Source organism: uncultured Microbulbifer sp., from assembly GCF_913055755.1.
In the GTDB taxonomy this organism is placed as follows: Bacteria; Pseudomonadota; Gammaproteobacteria; order Pseudomonadales; family Cellvibrionaceae; genus Microbulbifer.
In genome coordinates this window covers 20,189-37,803 of the sequence record NZ_CAJXKH010000014.1, presented here as the reverse complement: position 1 = coordinate 37,803, position 17,615 = coordinate 20,189, and the positions used below count along the sequence as shown (strand labels likewise).

Sequence of the window (17,615 nt, the reverse complement as noted above, 5' to 3'; positions counted from 1 at the left end):
TGCCAACTAATCGCCGCAGGTAGTCGCATTTTCGCAATACAGGTTCTAGGATGTTGCGCAATTTCTAAGGATATCTGGAAGAGGGAAGTATGCGATTTATCGATCTGCCGGAGCACGGTGGCCCTGAAGTGATGCAGGTTGCGCAAGGTGAGAAACCCGAGCCGGCTGCAGGTGAAGTGTTGATCCGGGTGCAGGCGGCGGGGGTCAACCGCCCAGATGTGATACAGCGGCAGGGTTTCTATCCGCCGCCTCCGGGGGCGTCACCGGTTCTCGGCCTGGAAGTGGCGGGTGAGGTCAGTGCCGTGGGCGCGGATGTCACCCGCTGGAAGGTGGGCGACCGGGTGTGCGCACTGACCAATGGCGGCGGCTACGCGGAATACGCGGTGGCGCCGGCGGAGCAGTGTCTGCCGATCCCCGAGGGGCTGACAGCGGTGGAAGCGGCAGCACTGCCGGAAACTTTCTTTACCGTATGGAGCAACCTGGTCCACCGTGCGCATTTAAATGCGGGCGAGGTACTGTTGGTACACGGTGGTTCGTCGGGCATCGGCACCGCGGCAATCCAGATTGGCCGCGCGCTCGGCGCAAGGGTATTTGTCACCGCGGGTTCGGAGGATAAGTGCCGGGCCTGCGAGCAGCTGGGTGCAGAGCGCGCGATCAATTACCGCAGCGAGGATTTTGTGGCGGTGGTAAACGAGGCCACCGATGGCCACGGCGCCGACGTCGTTCTGGATATGGTGGGCGGCGCCTATGTCGATCGCAATATCCAGCTCGCCGCCCGCGACGGTCGTATCGTCAATATCGCATTTCTCGCGGGGGCCCAGGTAGAGGTCAATATGCTACCGGTAATGCTGAAGCGCCTGGTGTTGACGGGCTCCACCCTGAGGCCCCAGCCGCCGGCAACAAAGGCTGCCATAGCCAGTGACCTGACAAAGGTGGTTTGGCCGTTGCTGAATCAGGGCAAAATCCGGCCTGTGATTGCAGCGACATTTGTGCTTGAAGACGTGGCGGACGCGCATCGCTTGATGGAATCGAGTAGCCATATTGGCAAAATCGTATTGACGTTGTGAGATTTGCCAGCTGGCCGGGAATACTGCGGGTTTTGCCCCTGGCGATATCTCCGGTAGCGACGCTGATATAGGCTTGATACAGATTGTTGATCTTGCGTACGTAGGCTACAGGTTCTGAACCTCGAACGTAGCCATAGCGCGCTTTTTGGAAATAGCGCGGCTCGGATAGCTTGAGCATGGCCACCTCGACATGGGAGAACCATCTGTTAGGGTCCAGCCCCAGCTGTTTTGCCAGCCGTTGGGCATCCAGCAGGTGGCCGAGTCCCGCGTTATAGGATGCGAGCGTGAACCAAAGTTGTTCATCGGCAGGGAGCGGATCCTTGAAGCGGTTGCGGACCCACTCAAGGTACTTAACCCCTGCCTTGAGGTTTTTTTCCGGATCGAACAGCGGCGGGGGGTAGCCCATGTCCTCACCGGTACGCGGCATGACTTGCAACAGCCCCTGTGCACCGACCGGGGATACCGCTTTGGGGTTGAAATTGCTCTCCTGCCACATCTGGGCCACGATCAGGCGCCAGTCGAAATCGTGTTTGAGCGCGGATTTCTGTACCAGCTTGTCATAGGGGGACAGTGGCTTCCCGCGCACTACCCGCGCATTGATTTTTTGCACCAGGTGTTTGTCCGGCGTAAAGTACGCCTTGAGCAAATTGTCGAATTCCTTGCTGCCACTGAACTTTTTCAGGAACCGGTCAATCTGCCGCAACAGGTCTTTGTTGCCCTGTTTGACCATCCATCCCTGTGGTCGGCCATCGCTGACTTTGACACCAATCACCAGCTCGGGGCGCAATGCCGCCTGAATATCGGCAATATAGCCATCTTCGATGGTCGCCTCGAATTCACCCTCGGCGACCTTGTTCAATACCTCTTCAAAGGACATTTCCGGGGGCGCGACCTGAATGTCGAGGTTGATACCGTGTCTGCGCAATGTGCGAGCGGTCTCGATAAACGAAGAATAGGCACGCAGGGTAATGGTTCTGCCGTCAAGATCTTCGAGGGATTCGATTTTCGGTAGATTACGATTGCTGATGATCTTTTCTGGAGTTTCGATAAACGGCCGGCTAAATGCCGCTCCGTGATCAATGCGTTCCTGGGTTATGGTGGAAGAGGCCCCGGCGATATCCGCGCGACCGTCTACGACCCAGTCCACCAGGTCTTCTTCGTTAGGCACTACGACCACTTGTAGCTGTAATTTGTGTTTGTCCGCAAAAGCCTTTGCCATTTCGTAATCAAAGCCACGCAAGACGCCCTTCCACAGGTAGTAACTGGTGGGGCCGTTATAGGTGGCGAAACGCAAGATGCCGGATTTTTTGATCGCGTACCAGTGGGAGGTTCGCTTGGGCTCTGCCGTTACCAGGGTGCTGGTCAGGAAGGTGTTAACCCGGTTTTTCAACCGTGTCGCATCCTTGCGGATTGCCCAGGCGATATTGTCGGGCTTGCCGACGGTCGCGCCCAGCTTTAAATCGTCGCGGTAACTCAGCGTTTGCTCCGCCAGGTTGCGGTGCATGATGGTAACCGCGTTGTCGACCTTGGACACCATATCGAACAGCGTGTCTCGCTCAGAGGTAAGGTAGACTTCCCGCACCGAAAGGTTGGCGTCGGGGTGCGCTGCAACGATTTCATGGGCGCTCTCCGCATAAGTGCTGCCAGCCAGGACAATGAACTCCGTACCGCGGAGATCTTCGAGGCTATCGATATCCGGGCCATTTTTGCCCGATATCAACACGTCGGAGGTCTGCATGATGGGGATGCTGAAATCGATGGTTTCCCGGCGTTCCGGGGTAATGCTGATATTTTCCGCGACGATGTCTGCTTCACCGTCTCGTACCATTCTCAGCGCTTCTTCCGGAGTTTGCGCAATAAACCAGCGCGCGGACAGTCCTATGCGCTTGGCAAAAGCTTCCGCCATCTGTACATGGGTTTGGTTGACAATGATTTCTCGGGGCAGCATCGGCTGATTGTCCCCGGTCATACTGACGAACCGGATTACCCCGTGTTTTTTGATGGCCTGGAGGTCGCCCTGTTCAATATAGGGCGGAATCTCCGTGTCGTCACTTGAGTCTGCTGCTTGGTCTGAAGCCGAAGGTTGACGGGCGCTGCCGGGTTCCTCGGTGCTATCTCCTTTTCCCCCTTTTTGCTCCTCGGGAATTTGTCGCTCGGTATTTTGCACTTCTGAGGCAGCGCTTTCCTGAGTCTCCGGGGAAGGAGTGTCCGGGGCATTCGAGGCGGGCGTACGGCTATCGCATGCCGTGATAAAAAGGGCTAGCAAAAGCGTCAAAAGTAGAATCATTTGGCGCTGTAGTGCGATTTGAGATGCTGCGATGCCTTTTATCATAGCCATCTCCGAACTTCTACGAGACCTCTATATTAAGGTCGTGCCGGGTGTGCCCGGTAATCAGTGCAGTTTGTAATATCGCTCGCTTGCACAAAAGGACCGAGTGGACTGAGCGGGCCGAGTAGGTGTGCGGCGACCTCACCGCTGGTGAGACCGGTATAGGCCCGGTAGAGATTGCTGATATTCTTCACATACTGCACGGGCTCGGAGCCCCGCGCGTAACCGTAGCGGACTTTCTCGAAATAGCGGGGCTCCGAGAGTTTGAGCATCGCGACTTCAACATTGCCGAACCACTTGTTGGGATCCAGGCCCAGTTTTTTCGCAAGTGCCCTGGCGTCACGCAAGTGGCCGATACCCGCATTGTAGGCCGCGAGGGCAAACCACAACCTTTCGTCAGCCGGAAGTTCGTCTTCAAAGCGGTCCCTAACCCAGCTCAGATATTTGGTTCCTGCATGTACCGAGTCATCGGGATCGAACATATGGCCGTGGAACCCCATCTCCTGAGCGGTCCGCGGCATTACCTGCAGTAATCCCTGGGCGCCCACCTGAGATTCCGCCTTCGGGTTGAAATTACTTTCCTGCCACATCTGCGCAACCACCAGGCGCCAGTCAAAGTCGTGCTTCAGTGCATATTTCTTCGCCAGCTTGTCATAGGGCGACAAGTCGTCTCCCGGCTTGATCCGGGCCTCGGCCTTCGCGAGTAGCTGCTTGCTCGGCTCGAAGTAATTGTCGACCATTGCCCGGTTTTTTTCGTTAGCCAGAAACTTCTCAAGAAATTGATTGGCTTTCTCCAGCAGGCTGTGATTTCCCTGTGCAACCATCCATCCCTGGCGTTGTGGTTCACTGACGACAGTGCCGGCTACCAGTTGCGGGTAAAGAGCGGTCTGGATACCGGTGAGATTGGTATCCTCGATAGTTGCGTCATAATTACCGTTGGCGACGCCTAATATGATGTCGCCATACGAGAGGTCCTCGGGGGCAATTTCGATTTTTACGTCGATGCCTTTGTTGCGCAGCCTCTGCGCCGTTTCAATAAATGCGGAACCTGCACGCAATGTCAGGGTGCGGCCATTGAGATCACGCGGGGTCTTGATTGGCGGTGACTTCCTGTTGCTGAGGACGGTCTGGCTAGTCTCGAGGATGGGCGTGGTGAACTCTGCGCCCTGCTGGCGGCGGCTTTCTGTAATCGTGGTTGAGGCACCGGCAATGTCGACCTCTCCGGACTTCAGCAGTTCCACAAGGTCTATGTTATCCGGCACCGCGATGATCTTAAGTTCGAGATCGTATTTTTCGGCGAATTTTCTGGCGAGATCATAATCGAGGCCGGTGAGAATACCCTTCCAGATCAGGTAACCGGGTCCGTTGTAGGTCGCGAACCGTAACACTCCCGATTCCCTGATCGACTTCCAGTCGGAGTCATGTTCACCCGGAGACCTCACCAGGGTCTTGGTCAGGAAGTTGTTGATACGGGTCCGCAGTACGTTGGCATCCTTGCGCACCGCCCACACGATTGCCAGTTTGCCACCGATCGTATCGCCAATTTTCATGTCACCCCGAAAGTGGGCCATGTTTTCGGCGGTGTTTTTTGCAATGACGGTGACGATGGGGTCGTTTCCGTCGATTGAATCGAGAAAATCCCGAAACAGCTCTGACGCGGGGACTTCGCGCACGCGGATGTTGGCCGCGGAATTTTTTTCAGCAAGCCGATGCGCCGCCTCGGCCAGCAAACTGCCAGCGAGCACCGTGAGCTCGAGGTTTTCCAGCTTTTTGGCGTTACTGATATCCGGGCCTTTCTTTCCGGTGACCAGCACCCGCTGTGTCTGTGTCAGCGGTTCTGTGAGGCCGAGGATTTCCCCGCGTTCCTTGTTTGCTTCCATATTGTCCGCTATCACGTCGGCCTCGCCGTTGACGATCATGTCGATGGCTTGCTGTGGTGTTGCTGCGACCAGAAAATGCGGGGTCAGGTCCAGCTTTTCGGCCAGTTCCTCGGCAAGCTGAATATTGCTCTGGCTGACGATCGACCTTCTGGGCAGGCCGGCTTCCGGGTCTTCGTGCAGATGCACAAAGCGAATGACCCCCCGCTTCTTGATATCCGCCAAATCACCGGTTTCCCGGTAATTATCGAATTTGTTGCTGGTCGCCTGGGGGGCTGTACTTGTCTCGTCTTCGACGGGCGGTTGGCGCTGCTCCGTTGCCTGATGTCCATCGACCTTCTGCTTCCCCGTAGCCTCCCTGTGCTCCTGCCTGTCGCAGCCCGCGGACACAAGCATCAGTACTGACAGGACGCAGCGGAGCAGACAGGGAAGGTGGCAGAGTGGATCTTTGCGGCGGCTGATGCCCATGGCGATCTCCCGATTACCCAGCGACGGAACCCGCAGTGCTGGCGCTTACGCGCTATACGGAGCACGGTTGTTCGTCACGCCTGCGCGCATGCGGACACAGTATGGAAAACTTGTGCCGGTGAGCGTTGCTTCATGTCCCGGCCGGGTGCAGGGCCTTCAGGAGTGGCTCGGCGCCCAGCTTGGGGCCAGCTATAGGGAAGGCATGGTAGTGTCGAGCCGCGCTTGTCGCTAAGGACAAGCTCGTTCGGAATGCGGATGTGATTGGTCTATCTTGTCCGAGACTGGCTAGTCCGAGACTGGCCCGGGCGCCACCTTGCGCCGGGCCTTCGCCGGTAACTACTCCACGATCGCGCTGATATCGCCCTCGGCCAGTCGCGCGTTTATCCGCTGGCCGCTGTGTGTGTCCTGTGCGCGGCGAATCACGCGTTTTTCTTCGTCGCGTACGATGGCGTAGCCGCGCTCCAGTACTCCCAGGGGGCTGACGCTGTGAAGCAGCTGTGCACTGTGCGCCGCCTGTTCGCGCTTGTGCTGCAGTTGCCGGTGGACGCCCCTGTTGAGGCGATCTATTGCCTGCGCCAGGGCTTTGCTTCCCTGTGCCAGTTGCTGGGCGGGGTGTACCTGGGAAAAAGCGCGCTCACTCTGTTGAAGACGCTGGCGGCGATGGGCGAGCTGCCGCTGGATTGCCGAGCGCAATTGGATTTCCAGGTGGTCCAGGCGCTGGGCGCGGTTCTGTAACTGTTCCCGCGGGTGGCGGATACGGTTGCCCACCAGCTGGACCTGTTGCTGCAGGTGGCGCAGTTGTAGTTGCATAGCTCTCCGCAGGCGCAGGTCGGCAGTGTGAAATTCTTCCGCCAGCTCGGCGGCGTTGGCACTGGCAATTTCCGCCGCGGCCGAGGGGGTGGGGGCGCGCACGTCGGCTGCCAGGTCCGCAAGGGTGGTGTCGGTTTCGTGTCCCACCGCGGAAATCGTGGGAATGGGGCAGGCGGCGAGGGCGCGGACAACCACTTCCTCGTTGAACGCCCACAGGTCTTCCAGCGAGCCGCCGCCGCGGCCCACGATCAGCAGGTCGTGTCGCTGCAGCTTGCCCGCAAGCTGGATGGCGCGGGCGATCTGCTGTGCTGCGCCCTGGCCCTGCACCGCCACCGGGATCAGCTCGATCTGTGCCGCCGGATAGCGGCGCCCCAGCACGTGGATCATGTCGCGCACCGCGGCGCCGGTGGGAGAGGTGATGATGCCAATGGTTGCCGGCAGGTAGGGCAGGGGCTTTTTGCGCGCCAGTTCGAACATGCCCTCCGCCTGCAGTCTGGCCTTGAGCGCTTCCAGCTGCCGCATCAGGGCGCCAAATCCGGCCTCTTCCAGGTGTTCGATGATGAGCTGGAACTCGCCGCGGCCCTCGTACAGGCTGACCCGGGCGCGGGCGATCACCTCGCGGCCGTTGCCGGGCTGGAAGCGCACGCTGCGGTTGCGCCCGCGGAACATGGCGCAGCGCACCTGGGCGCGGGCATCCTTCAGGGTGAAGTACCAGTGGCCGGAGCTGGGCGCGGCAAAATTGGAGATCTCCCCACCGACCCACAGCAGGGGCACACTGCTCTCCAGCAGGTGCTTGACCTCGCGGTTCAGGTCGCTGACCGAAAGGACGCTGCGGTTGCGATCGGCGCCGGAAGGGGGAGTATTTAGCATTTTTGACTCGCGCTACTCGAATTGGGCGGCCAATATTGCAAGTATCCGTCACAACGTAAAGAGATTTGCCATTAAGTCCGAATAGGGCTTTTGTTTCCCGGAGGGTTGCGGCTATAATCGCGCCGATACCCATTCCCGCTCTCTTGAGGTTTGAGTGTCCATGTCTGAATCTCTGCGTATCGCACGCGAAGCCCTCACTTTCGACGACGTCCTCCTTGTGCCCGGCTATTCCGAGGTTACAGCCAAGGATGTTTCCCTGAAGACCAAGCTGTCTCGCAATATCACCCTGAATATCCCCATTGTGTCCGCCGCCATGGACACGGTGACCGAGTCGCGCCTGGCCATTGCCCTGGCCCAGGAAGGCGGTATCGGTATCATCCACAAGAGCATGTCCATTGAGGATCAGGCTCTGGCGGTGCGCGCGGTGAAGAAATTCGAGGCCGGCGTGGTCAAGGATCCGATCACCATCGAGTCCGACGCCACTGTGCGCGAACTGATTGCCCTGACAACCCACCACAACATCTCCGGTGTACCGGTGATGGAGAAAGGCAACCTGGTGGGCATCGTCACCAGTCGCGACGTGCGTTTCCAGACCGATCTCGATGCCACTGTTGCCAGTATCATGACGCCCGGTGAGCGCCTGGTAACCGCGCCCGAGGGTGCGGCCCCGGAACAGGTACAGGAACTGCTGCACAAGCACCGCATCGAGAAAGTGCTTGTAGTCAACAATGACTTCCAGCTGCGCGGCCTGATTACCGTCAAGGATTTTAACAAGGCCGAGCAGTACCCCAATTCCTGCAAGGACGGCGATGGCCGTCTGCGTGTGGGCGCTTCCGTAGGCACCAGCCCTGACACCGACGACCGCGTAGCGGCGCTGGTCGAGGCGGGCGTCGACGTGCTGGTGGTGGACACCGCCCACGGCCACAGCAAAAACGTGATCGATCGCGTGCGCCGCATCAAGGATATGTACCCGCAGGTCGATGTCATTGGCGGCAACATCGCCACCGGTGAAGCGGCCAAGGCCCTGGTTGAGGCCGGTGCCGATGCGGTCAAGGTAGGTATCGGGCCCGGCTCGATCTGCACTACGCGCATCGTGTCCGGTGTCGGCGTGCCGCAGATCACCGCCATTGCCGAAGTCGCCAAGGCGCTGGAAGGTACCGGGGTACCGCTGATTGCCGATGGCGGCATCCGTTTCTCCGGTGACATCGCCAAGGCCCTGGTAGCCGGCGCGCACGCGCTGATGATGGGCTCCATGTTTGCCGGCACCGAGGAGGCGCCGGGTGAGGTGGAGCTGTACCAGGGGCGGACTTACAAGTCCTACCGTGGCATGGGCTCTCTGGGGGCCATGTCCCGTACCCAGGGTTCCTCCGACCGCTACTTCCAGGACGCCAGCAAGGGCGCCGAGAAGCTGGTACCGGAAGGTATCGAAGGGCGCGTTCCCTACAAGGGGCCGCTGTCGGTGATCGTGCACCAGATGATGGGTGGCCTGCGCTCTGCCATGGGTTATACCGGTTGTGTCGATATGGAGACCATGCGCACCCGTCCACAATTTGTACGGGTGACGGCCGCGGGCATGGGGGAATCCCACGTGCATGATGTGCAGATCACCAAGGAAGCACCGAACTACCCCGTAGGCGGCCGTTAATTTTCCGAAAGCCCGCCGGTGAATAATCGCACCGGTGCAATAGAGAACGAGAAGTGCACTTTAAGTGAACCGCAAACGGACCTTCTGGGTCCGTTTGCCGTTTATAAAACTGTAACCGAGAAAAGCATGAGCCAAGATATCCATTCCAGCCGAATTCTGATCCTCGACTTCGGTTCCCAATACACCCAGCTGATTGCCCGCCGTGTGCGTGAACTGGGTGTGTTTTCCGAGATCCGCGCATTTGATATGAGCGATGAGGAAATCCGCGAGTACAACCCGCAGGGCATTATTCTCGCCGGTGGCCCGGAGTCGGTGCCGGAAGCGGGGTCTCCCCGCGCACCCCAGGCGGTGTTTGATCTGGGGGTGCCGGTGCTGGGTATCTGCTACGGCATGCAGACCATGGCACACCAGCTGGGTGGCGCGGTACAGGGCAGCGACGTGCGCGAGTTCGGCTACGCCCAGGTGAAAGTGGAAGGGCAGTCTGCACTGCTGCACGATATCAGGGACCACCTGGACGAAAGCGGCAGCCCGCTGCTGGATGTGTGGATGAGCCACGGCGACAAGGTGGTGGAAATGCCGAAAGGCTTCGCACTGATGGCTTCCACGCCGTCGTGCCCGATTGCCGGTATGTACCACGCGGAAAAGAATTTCTTCGGTGTGCAATTCCATCCGGAGGTGACCCATACCCTGCAGGGCATGCGGATTTATGAGCACTTCGTCATCGAGCTGTGCGGCTGTGAAAAGCTGTGGACTCCGGAAAATATCATTGAAGACTCCATCGCCAAGGTGCGCGAACAGGTGGGCGACTCCAAGGTGCTGTTGGGTCTGTCAGGCGGCGTCGACAGCTCGGTGGTGGCGGCACTGCTGCACAAGGCGATCGGCGACCAGCTGACCTGTGTATTCGTCGATAACGGCCTGTTGCGCAAGAACGAAGGCGACCAGGTGATGCAGATGTTCGCCGACAACATGGGCGTCAAGGTGATTCGCTCCGATGCGGAAGACGAGTTCCTGTCGCGCCTTGCCGGGGTCGAGGATCCCGAAGCCAAGCGCAAGGTCATTGGCAATACCTTTATCGAGATTTTCGACAAGGAAGCGTCCGAACTACAGGATGTGAAATTCCTCGCCCAGGGCACCATCTATCCGGACGTGATCGAGTCCGCAGCCGCCAAGACCGGCAAGGCGCACGTGATCAAGTCCCACCACAATGTCGGTGGCCTCCCGGAAGACATGGCGTTCGAGCTGGTAGAACCGCTGCGCGAGCTGTTCAAGGACGAAGTGCGCAAGATTGGCCTGGAGCTTGGGCTGCCTTACGACATGGTCTACCGCCATCCGTTCCCGGGCCCGGGCCTGGGGGTGCGCATCCTCGGCGAAGTGAAAAAAGAGTACGCGGATATCCTGCGCGAAGCGGACGCCATTTTTATCGAGGAGCTGCACAACGCGGACTGGTACCACAAGACCAGCCAGGCGTTTGTGGTGTTCCTGCCGGTCAAATCAGTGGGCGTGGTCGGCGACGGCCGTCGCTACGAATACGTGGTGGCGCTGCGCGCGGTGGAAACCGTCGACTTCATGACCGCACGCTGGGCGCACCTGCCGTATGAGCTGATCGAGAAGGTGTCCAACCGGATCATCAACGAGATTGAAAATATCTCCCGCGTGACCTACGACGTCTCCAGCAAGCCGCCCGCTACTATCGAGTGGGAGTGACCTTTTCACCCGGCCACAAACGACTTGCGTCTTTGCTGGCCGGGTGATTCCTCAGGTCATGTAAATCAGGCTTCGCTGATGGCGATTTTTACCTCGGCATCGCTGCTCTCCGCGGTGTCGGGTGCCAGCCCGGCATCAACCGGTTCAATTTCCTCCAGGGGGAGCAACTGTTCAAAGCTGGCAAAATCCAGCACCAGATCATCATTGCTGGACGGGCTGGTTTGCGCCCACAGCTCGGCGGCGTCCTGGCCGAATGACTCATCCAACTGCAGCTCCGCGAAAAGGTTGTCCACGTCGGTGGTTGCTGGGTTGCCTTCTGCTTCCTGACTTTTCTCGCCAGCATCTGCCGTCGCAATCTTGCTTTCCTCCACCTTCGTTGCCTTCAGTTCCGCTTTCGCCTTCAGTTCCGCTTTCACCTTCGACTCCGCTTTGGCGACCAGTTCCGGTTCCGGAGCGCGCGGTGGCAGGGGATCCTGATGGTCGCCGCTCTGCGGGATCCACGGAGCGGGGGAGGGCCTGACCCGCAGATTGCTCTTGCCACTCCAGTTGGCGGAGAGGGAGTCGAAACTCCTGTTCTGGTTCTGCGGCAAGGGCTCTGTTACCGCACGGCGCTGCTGCCACCAGGCTTGCAGTTGCTGACGGCGCAGTAAAACCAGACCCGCGGCGACACCGGCGAGGAGCAGAAGCAGCAGGGTGAGATAGTCGCGGTTGGCGTTGTGGGTATTGCGGGCGGTGACCGGGACCGGCTCTGCGACCGCTAGTTTTCCGGCCGTGCTTTCAGCCGTGGTTTCAGTGGTGGTTTCAGTAGTGGTTCCAACGGTGGCGTCGGCGCGTGCATGTATCTGCGCTTCCAGTTCCCTGATGCGCTGTTCCTGCAGTTGCAGCATTTCCTGCATCACTGCCAGGTAGTCGCTGGTTTCGATGCGCTGGATCTGCTGGCGCAACTGCGCGTTTTCCCGGTTGACCTTGTCGAGCTGTTCTTTGACCACGTCGATTTCTTCGCGCAGGCGCACGGCGCGACTGCTACTCTCGGCCGGACTGCCAGAAAGGCGCAGGCGGGCCTGGGGTGTTTCCCCTGTATCGACCGGGGGAGGCATATTTCCCGCTTCTGCTTTCCGAGGGGATGGTTCCTGCCCGGGCGCGTGTGGCACGGCAGTCGCTACGGGGCTGGTGGCACTGGCAGAGTAATCCGCTGGGCTGGGCAGCTCCAGTTGTGCCCCGGCTCGCAGGCGGTTGATGTCGCCATCGACGAAAGCCCGAGGGTTGCGCCGGTGTATTGCCGCCATGACTGTCTCCAGCGGGACACCGTTGGCCGGCTGTACCCTGCGGGCAATGCTCCAGAGGCTTTCGCCGGACGCCACCTGCCACTGGTTTGCGGTCGTGCCAGCACGGGCGGGGCTCGCCGGGGCCACCGTATCGGGTGTGACCGGGTCGGCCTGTGCCTGGACTGCGAACGCTTTCTCAGTTGAGGGCACCACTGGCGGCAGATCCACCAGCAGGGAGAATTCGCGGTACAGGGTGCCACCGGGCCAGCTAAGCTCGAGGACGAAACTGACAAAGGGCTCGTTGAGCGGTGTAGAGGATTTTACTTCCACCGCCAGGCTGCCGGGCACCTCGCTCATACTGATCAGAAAAGGCTGGGAGTCGGCGGCCAGGTCGAAGCCCATCTGTTCCGCATTGCGGCCGAGTACCTGGCGGACCCTGACCTGGTCGGGATCCAGAGTTGTACTGCGGTCCAGTATCGGGATTTCAACGACCAGTGGATAGCCGATGGCGGTTTTGATCGAGGCATTGCCCAATCCCAGAGCGTGGGACGGTGCACTGGCGAGCATCATGGGAATCTGCACAATGAGCGCAAGAAGTGCGGCCGAACATGAAGGTTTCGGCAGGGGGGGGCGTAGATCCATTACACATGCTCCTGTAGCCCAGCTATCGTTGTTATTTGGCTAACTTCAGGTGACAGGCGTGCGGCGAGCGCGCGTCGGAAACTTCCCTGTTCCTTTCCTTTCTGGCGTAAATTTATAGCACACCGTGGTCCGCAGCGCCTGTTTTTGAGACGCAAGTACACATTTTGCGGTGATTATGCCGCCAGTTTTTTACGCTGAGCTGATACCGGCCGGCCGATAGTCACTTCAGTCATCTCATTTATTTCGTACCGATGAAACCTGTCAGATACAAGACCGTGGAAATGCAGAGCTACTTTAACAACTACTTGAAAGCACTCACTTCAAGAGTCGCAGTGAAGATCCTGCTCGCGCCGGTGATCCTGAGCGCATGCTATGTCGGGGCGGAATCCAGTACCGGGCGAGACCTGAACAGTCTGGGTTTGCCCGAAAGTTCGCAATACGCAGGCTCGTCGCCGTGGGGAGTGGCTCCCTCCCATACCAGCGCGTGGAACGTCAGTGTCTGGAAGGATTCTATCTATGACTTGCGCATTGCGAATGTTCGCGGTTTTCGGGTGGATCAGCCCGCATTGGCTGAAAGTCTTAACACGACGGGCTTCGAGTTAACCGGAATTTTGCAGTGGAGCAGCGCAACGTCTCCGGGCAGTGTGCCCTCTGACGATCTGTCCGGTTGGGAAGACTACATCAGAGCGACACTCGACACCTTTCCCTACGTTACTCACTGGGAGGTCTGGAACGAGCCGCCAAATTTTACGAATGATAAAAATCCTGCGTCGTACGCTGCGGTAGTGGCGAGAGCTTACGATGTCATAAAGTCCGTTGATCCCGGGTTGCAGGTAGGCCTGGCGGCAAAGAGTACCCATCTGAACTACATGGCCCGGACGATTGAGTCCGGGGCGCGGGACAAATTCGACTTCGTTACTCTGCATCCTTACGAAGTCCTGAATCTGGTCAAGTCGGGGCACGATGTTCTTTATATGAATATCGTCGGTGAGGTACGCAAAATGCTGGCGTCTCTCAACCCGGGAAAAGTATCCGTCCCGGTTCGGTTTACGGAAGTGGGCATAGGGCTGGATTCGAACTTGAGTGCGGATGCTGCGCAGATTGATCAGGCGGCTGCGCTGGTCAAGGCAATGACGATGTCTATTGCCCAGGGGGTTGAAAAGGTTTACTGGTTTGAACCGCTCGATGCTGAAGGCCTGAAGTTGGGGTTGATGATCAATGGGAACAATCCCAGAAAGGCGTTGTTTGCTTTTGGAAATCTGGTGCGGTTGTTGGGCGATAGCCCGGTTTACCTGGGTTGGACCCGCCCCGCGACGGGGGTGTTGCAACATTACTTCAGAAAAAATGACGAGGTCATATGCATTAGTTGGGCGGACAGTGAGGCGAACTTTGCGCTTGAATCTGGCGATGTCGATGTCAAGGTTATTGATCTGGTAACGAACAAATCAGAAGGCCTCAGGGGGCGAAGTATCGCGGTCGGTAACAACCCGGTAGTGGCTGCATATCCGCTTTCAAATACCGAAATTTATGATCGCGTTAAGACCGCCCTCGGCAATCGTTCGAAGATACTGCTATCACACGATACAGATTTTGGTCTGGTCGATGAGGTTTCAATTAGTCCCGGGGTGGAAAATGGCATCCGGATTCTGGGTGAATCGAGAATCGCAACCGCAAACGGAGAGCAGTTTTTTGATTTATCCCGGCAGCAGGCATTGGCGATGGTTATTGATCCCAGTTTTTTTACCCACTTCAGGGAAAATGTAGAACTGGTCATCGAGCTTAGAGCCAAGAAAAGTGCGTCAAGTACCCCGGGGTTTAACCTCAAGGTTGATGCCTATTCGCCGGCAAAAGTTGCCGCTGGAGAGAACTCGAATTCGGGTTGGAACTCGATAGCGAGTACGGAATTTTATCAAAAGACATGGAAGATTGAGGATTTAACCAGTACCGGTTCCTTTGGCTATCAACTTCAACTGGATTCCGACAGTACCCGTTTTTCCCAATACGAGGTTAAAAAAATATCCGTTAGACGGGTCGATTGATATGGTCAGCTCACGGGTGAGCGTTGAGCTCGTCCGGGAGGGGGGGAGACAGCGCCCGCAGGTTCTCCAGCACTTTTTCCGCGCGGGCGATGTTGGCCAGCAGCTCGACATTGTCCGGGTCCAGAGTTCTGGCTTCGAGCCAGACTTCAAGGGCCTGCTCGATTTCTCCCTGGCTGTATAGGTCATTGCCCCGTTTGATTGCGCCATCAACCCGGTTGCTGACCTGTGTCTGAAACTGCGACTGCAGGGACAGTAGTCGCGGGTCCTGGGGTGACTGCTGTCGCAGTTGGTCCAGGTGTTGCCGCGCACTGGGGAGGTCCCCCGCATCCAGTGCCTGCTGCAATTCCGCAACAGGCGCCCTGTCATCCCTATGTGAGGTGCCGGCCGGCCGCGGCTTCGCCGGGCGGAGCTGGCGATTGGCGAGGGTCAGGTTCCGCTGGAGTGAGTCGCGCAGATCGGTATCTTGCTGCAAGTCATCGCCATACAGGCGCTGCGCAATCTTCAGGCCGTGTTGGGCCAGTGCATAGTCTTTCCGTTCCAGCGCCCGCTGCGCATGCTGCTGCAGTGATTGAGCGGACTCTCGACATTCGCGCTGATAGTTTTTCAGTTCCAGCCAGGTCAGCGGATCGGGGCCCTGAAGTTGCCGCAGGTGCTCGTAGGCACCGGCATCTTTCAGCAACTGTTCGCCGCGATGGATTGCCAGCTCCATGCGCACCCGCTCTTCTCGCAGTTGGCGCCGCTCGGCGAAGTTATTGTGTGCACTGGCCAGTACCTGGCTGTCTGGCAATACCCGCGTGGCGCCCTGCAAAAGCTGCTCGGCTCCGTGCCAGTTGTCCTGTCGCTCCATGCCGCTCGCGGTGTGGATGACATCCCGCTCGAATTGCTGGACGCTGCTGCGCAATTGCCTGATTTGTTGGTACTGCGCTGGTGTCGCGACCTCCCGTTTCTGCAACTGTTCGAGTTCTGCGGATTGCTGGCGTACTCGTTGCACGGTATCCGGTGGAAATCCCTCCAGCGTCTGCTGTTGCAGCGGGACCAGGCTACACGCCGGCAGCAGCGGCAACAGCAAAAACCACGCAAATACAAACCAGCGATCACGCATCGCCGACCGCCCGCCGCCGCTGGTCGGCGTTGCTATTCAGCACTTTGTGCAGGTTGGCCTGCAACAGTGCTTGATCTTTGTCATGGATGTTCTGCACAGAATAGATACCCACGGGGGTGGACTTGCCGCGAATCGGCAGGGTTTGCTCGGCCTTGGCAACAATGCGGGGTTGCAACATGGTAAACAGCTGTTTGCGGATAATGATTTGATCCGGCCGGGCTTCGCTGCACAAGCGAGATGCCAGATTGACGGCGTCACCGACCACGGTGTATTCCATGCGCTCGTCGGAGCCCAGGTTACCGGCCAACATGGCGCCGCAGTTGATGCCAATACGGAAGTGCACTTCGGGGCGGCCGTCGGCGCGGCGCTGCTCGTTTAACTGCGCCGCCAGTTGCTGAATCAATACCGCACAGCTGACCGCGTTGAAGGCGTGATCGGTGTCGTCTTCCAGTACGCCGAATGCCAGCATTGCACAGTCGCCGATAAATTTGTCGACGACCCCGCCGTACAGGGAACAGGCGCGGGAAATATAAGAGAAATATTCATTTAACAGTTCGGAAACCTGGCTCGGCTGCAGCTTTTCCGACATCGCGGTAAAACCGGTGATATCGGCGAACAACACCGTCGCCTCGATCGGCCGGTCAACCAAACGGACCTCGTCCAGATTGGCCAGTACCTTGTCGGCAACGTTCTTCGACACGTAGCGTGAAAATACCTGCTCGACCTGGGATTTCTTCAGCAATCCCGCCGCCATATTGTTGAAGCCCTCAAATAAGAAGCCGATTTCGTCATTGCGCCGCTGCTCGATGCGGGTCGCCAGGTCGCCGCGGTCGATGGCCCGGGTCGCTTCCATCAAATGGTGGATGGGAAGCGACAGGCGCCGGCTCAGCCAGTAGGCCAGCAGGGATGCCAGGATGGTCATGGCGAGGGTGGCGTAGATAATGGCATCGCGCGCACTGATCGCGGCCTGGTCCATCTGCGAAGCGGAGAGGGTCACCACCACGGAGCCGACCCGGACATCCTGATAGTAGGCCGGGGCGACAAAGCTGATCAAGCGCTCCGAAGATCCACCGGCGGTATGCCGGAACCAGGGCCGGGCTGTCACCCCGGGCGATACAAATGCCCGCTCCGCTGGGCCAGGCTGGATACCGGTGGCCGATAGCAATTCGCCGTTGTGCGCGTAAATACCCGCACCGAGGATTTTCTCGTCCTGCCCCAGGTTGGTGGTTAGCATGCGCAGATTCAGGCTGTTTTCCGACAGAATCGGCTCACTGGCCAGTTTCGCCAGTTGTCGGGCCATGGTGTTGCCGAAGTCGTGCAGTTGCGTGCGCATCAGGCGGTTCTGGTTGTCGCTGATAAACAGCCCCAGACTGGCCATCCCCAGTACCAGCAACAGGGTCATGACCAGCGCCAATTTGAATGCAATTGGGATATGGCGGGGCAACAACCGGGCAAGGCGCCTATGTAGACCGTTAGCGATGTGCCGCAATTTGGCTTTGGTCTTAGTGATCAACGGTTGTGCTCTTCATTATTCGTTGTTCGCAATAATCACCGGTATTCGGGCTTCTGGAAAAAAGACAGACTATACCAGAGCTCTCGGAGGTCTGTATGACCACTCGGATTCCGCGACTGGGGATTTCCTTGGGCAGCCCCATGTAGCCGCTGCGGTTTACCCCGTGAAAACTCGTCCCGGCGCGGTAGATGCCACCGGTAGTTATTGCCCATTTGTGCACTCGTATGGTGCGTACTGAAGTCTGTCGCGGGAATTTCCCCTTTTTTCGTGAAAATCAATGGCTC

General features: G+C 58.5%; 9 protein-coding genes and 1 pseudogene. 4 read left to right on the top strand and 6 right to left on the bottom strand.

Annotation, left to right across the window (positions count from 1 at the left end):
* The first annotated feature begins 89 nt into the window (after positions 1–89).
* Positions 90–1,067 carry an NAD(P)H-quinone oxidoreductase gene (locus QZ511_RS04560; protein WP_295799613.1) on the top strand — a complete coding sequence of 326 codons (978 nt, stop codon included), beginning with the start codon at positions 90–92 and terminating at the stop codon, positions 1,065–1,067.
* 235 nt (positions 1,068–1,302) lie between these two features.
* Here the strand turns inward: QZ511_RS04560 and QZ511_RS04555 are convergent.
* The 3 genes and pseudogenes from QZ511_RS04555 to xseA form a co-directional block, all read right to left on the bottom strand.
* A pseudogene (locus tag QZ511_RS04555) lies at positions 1,303–2,973 on the bottom strand (transporter substrate-binding domain-containing protein); the annotation flags it as partial.
* A gap of 458 nt (positions 2,974–3,431) precedes the next feature.
* On the bottom strand, positions 3,432–5,741 hold the full coding sequence (locus tag QZ511_RS04550) for a transporter substrate-binding domain-containing protein (protein ID WP_295799610.1): 2,310 nt from the start codon (positions 5,739–5,741) through the stop codon (positions 3,432–3,434).
* Positions 5,742–6,077: 336 nt separating this feature from the next.
* Positions 6,078–7,421 carry an exodeoxyribonuclease VII large subunit gene (gene xseA / locus QZ511_RS04545; RefSeq protein WP_295799607.1) on the bottom strand — a complete coding sequence of 448 codons (1,344 nt, stop codon included), beginning with the start codon at positions 7,419–7,421 and terminating at the stop codon, positions 6,078–6,080.
* Between the two features lie 160 nt (positions 7,422–7,581).
* Here xseA and guaB point away from each other — a divergent pair, with 160 nt between their 5' ends.
* On the top strand, positions 7,582–9,066 hold the full coding sequence (gene guaB / locus QZ511_RS04540; RefSeq protein ID WP_295799603.1) for an IMP dehydrogenase: 1,485 nt from the start codon (positions 7,582–7,584) through the stop codon (positions 9,064–9,066).
* 126 nt (positions 9,067–9,192) lie between these two features.
* Complete coding sequence (guaA, locus tag QZ511_RS04535; protein ID WP_295799601.1) at positions 9,193–10,770, top strand: glutamine-hydrolyzing GMP synthase; 1,578 nt, start codon at positions 9,193–9,195, stop codon at positions 10,768–10,770.
* A gap of 65 nt (positions 10,771–10,835) precedes the next feature.
* Here guaA and QZ511_RS04530 read toward each other — a convergent pair whose 3' ends face one another.
* Entirely contained in the window at positions 10,836–12,605 is a 1,770-nt protein-coding gene (locus QZ511_RS04530; protein WP_295799597.1) for a FimV/HubP family polar landmark protein, read from the bottom strand.
* A 404-nt stretch (positions 12,606–13,009) separates the two neighbouring features.
* Between QZ511_RS04530 and QZ511_RS04525 the strand changes: the two genes are divergently transcribed.
* Positions 13,010–14,716, top strand: a complete 1,707-nt coding sequence (locus QZ511_RS04525) for a hypothetical protein (protein WP_295799594.1) — start codon at positions 13,010–13,012, stop codon at positions 14,714–14,716.
* A gap of 10 nt (positions 14,717–14,726) precedes the next feature.
* On the opposite strand, the gene QZ511_RS04520 is transcribed toward QZ511_RS04525, so the two are convergent.
* Both QZ511_RS04520 and QZ511_RS04515 read right to left on the bottom strand, forming a co-directional pair.
* Positions 14,727–15,818 carry a tetratricopeptide repeat protein gene (locus QZ511_RS04520; protein ID WP_295799590.1) on the bottom strand — a complete coding sequence of 364 codons (1,092 nt, stop codon included), beginning with the start codon at positions 15,816–15,818 and terminating at the stop codon, positions 14,727–14,729.
* On the bottom strand, positions 15,811–17,220 hold the full coding sequence (locus QZ511_RS04515; RefSeq protein WP_295799587.1) for an adenylate/guanylate cyclase domain-containing protein: 1,410 nt from the start codon (positions 17,218–17,220) through the stop codon (positions 15,811–15,813). The genes QZ511_RS04520 and QZ511_RS04515 overlap by 8 nt, the downstream gene beginning before the upstream one ends.
* Positions 17,221–17,615: the final 395 nt, after the last annotated feature.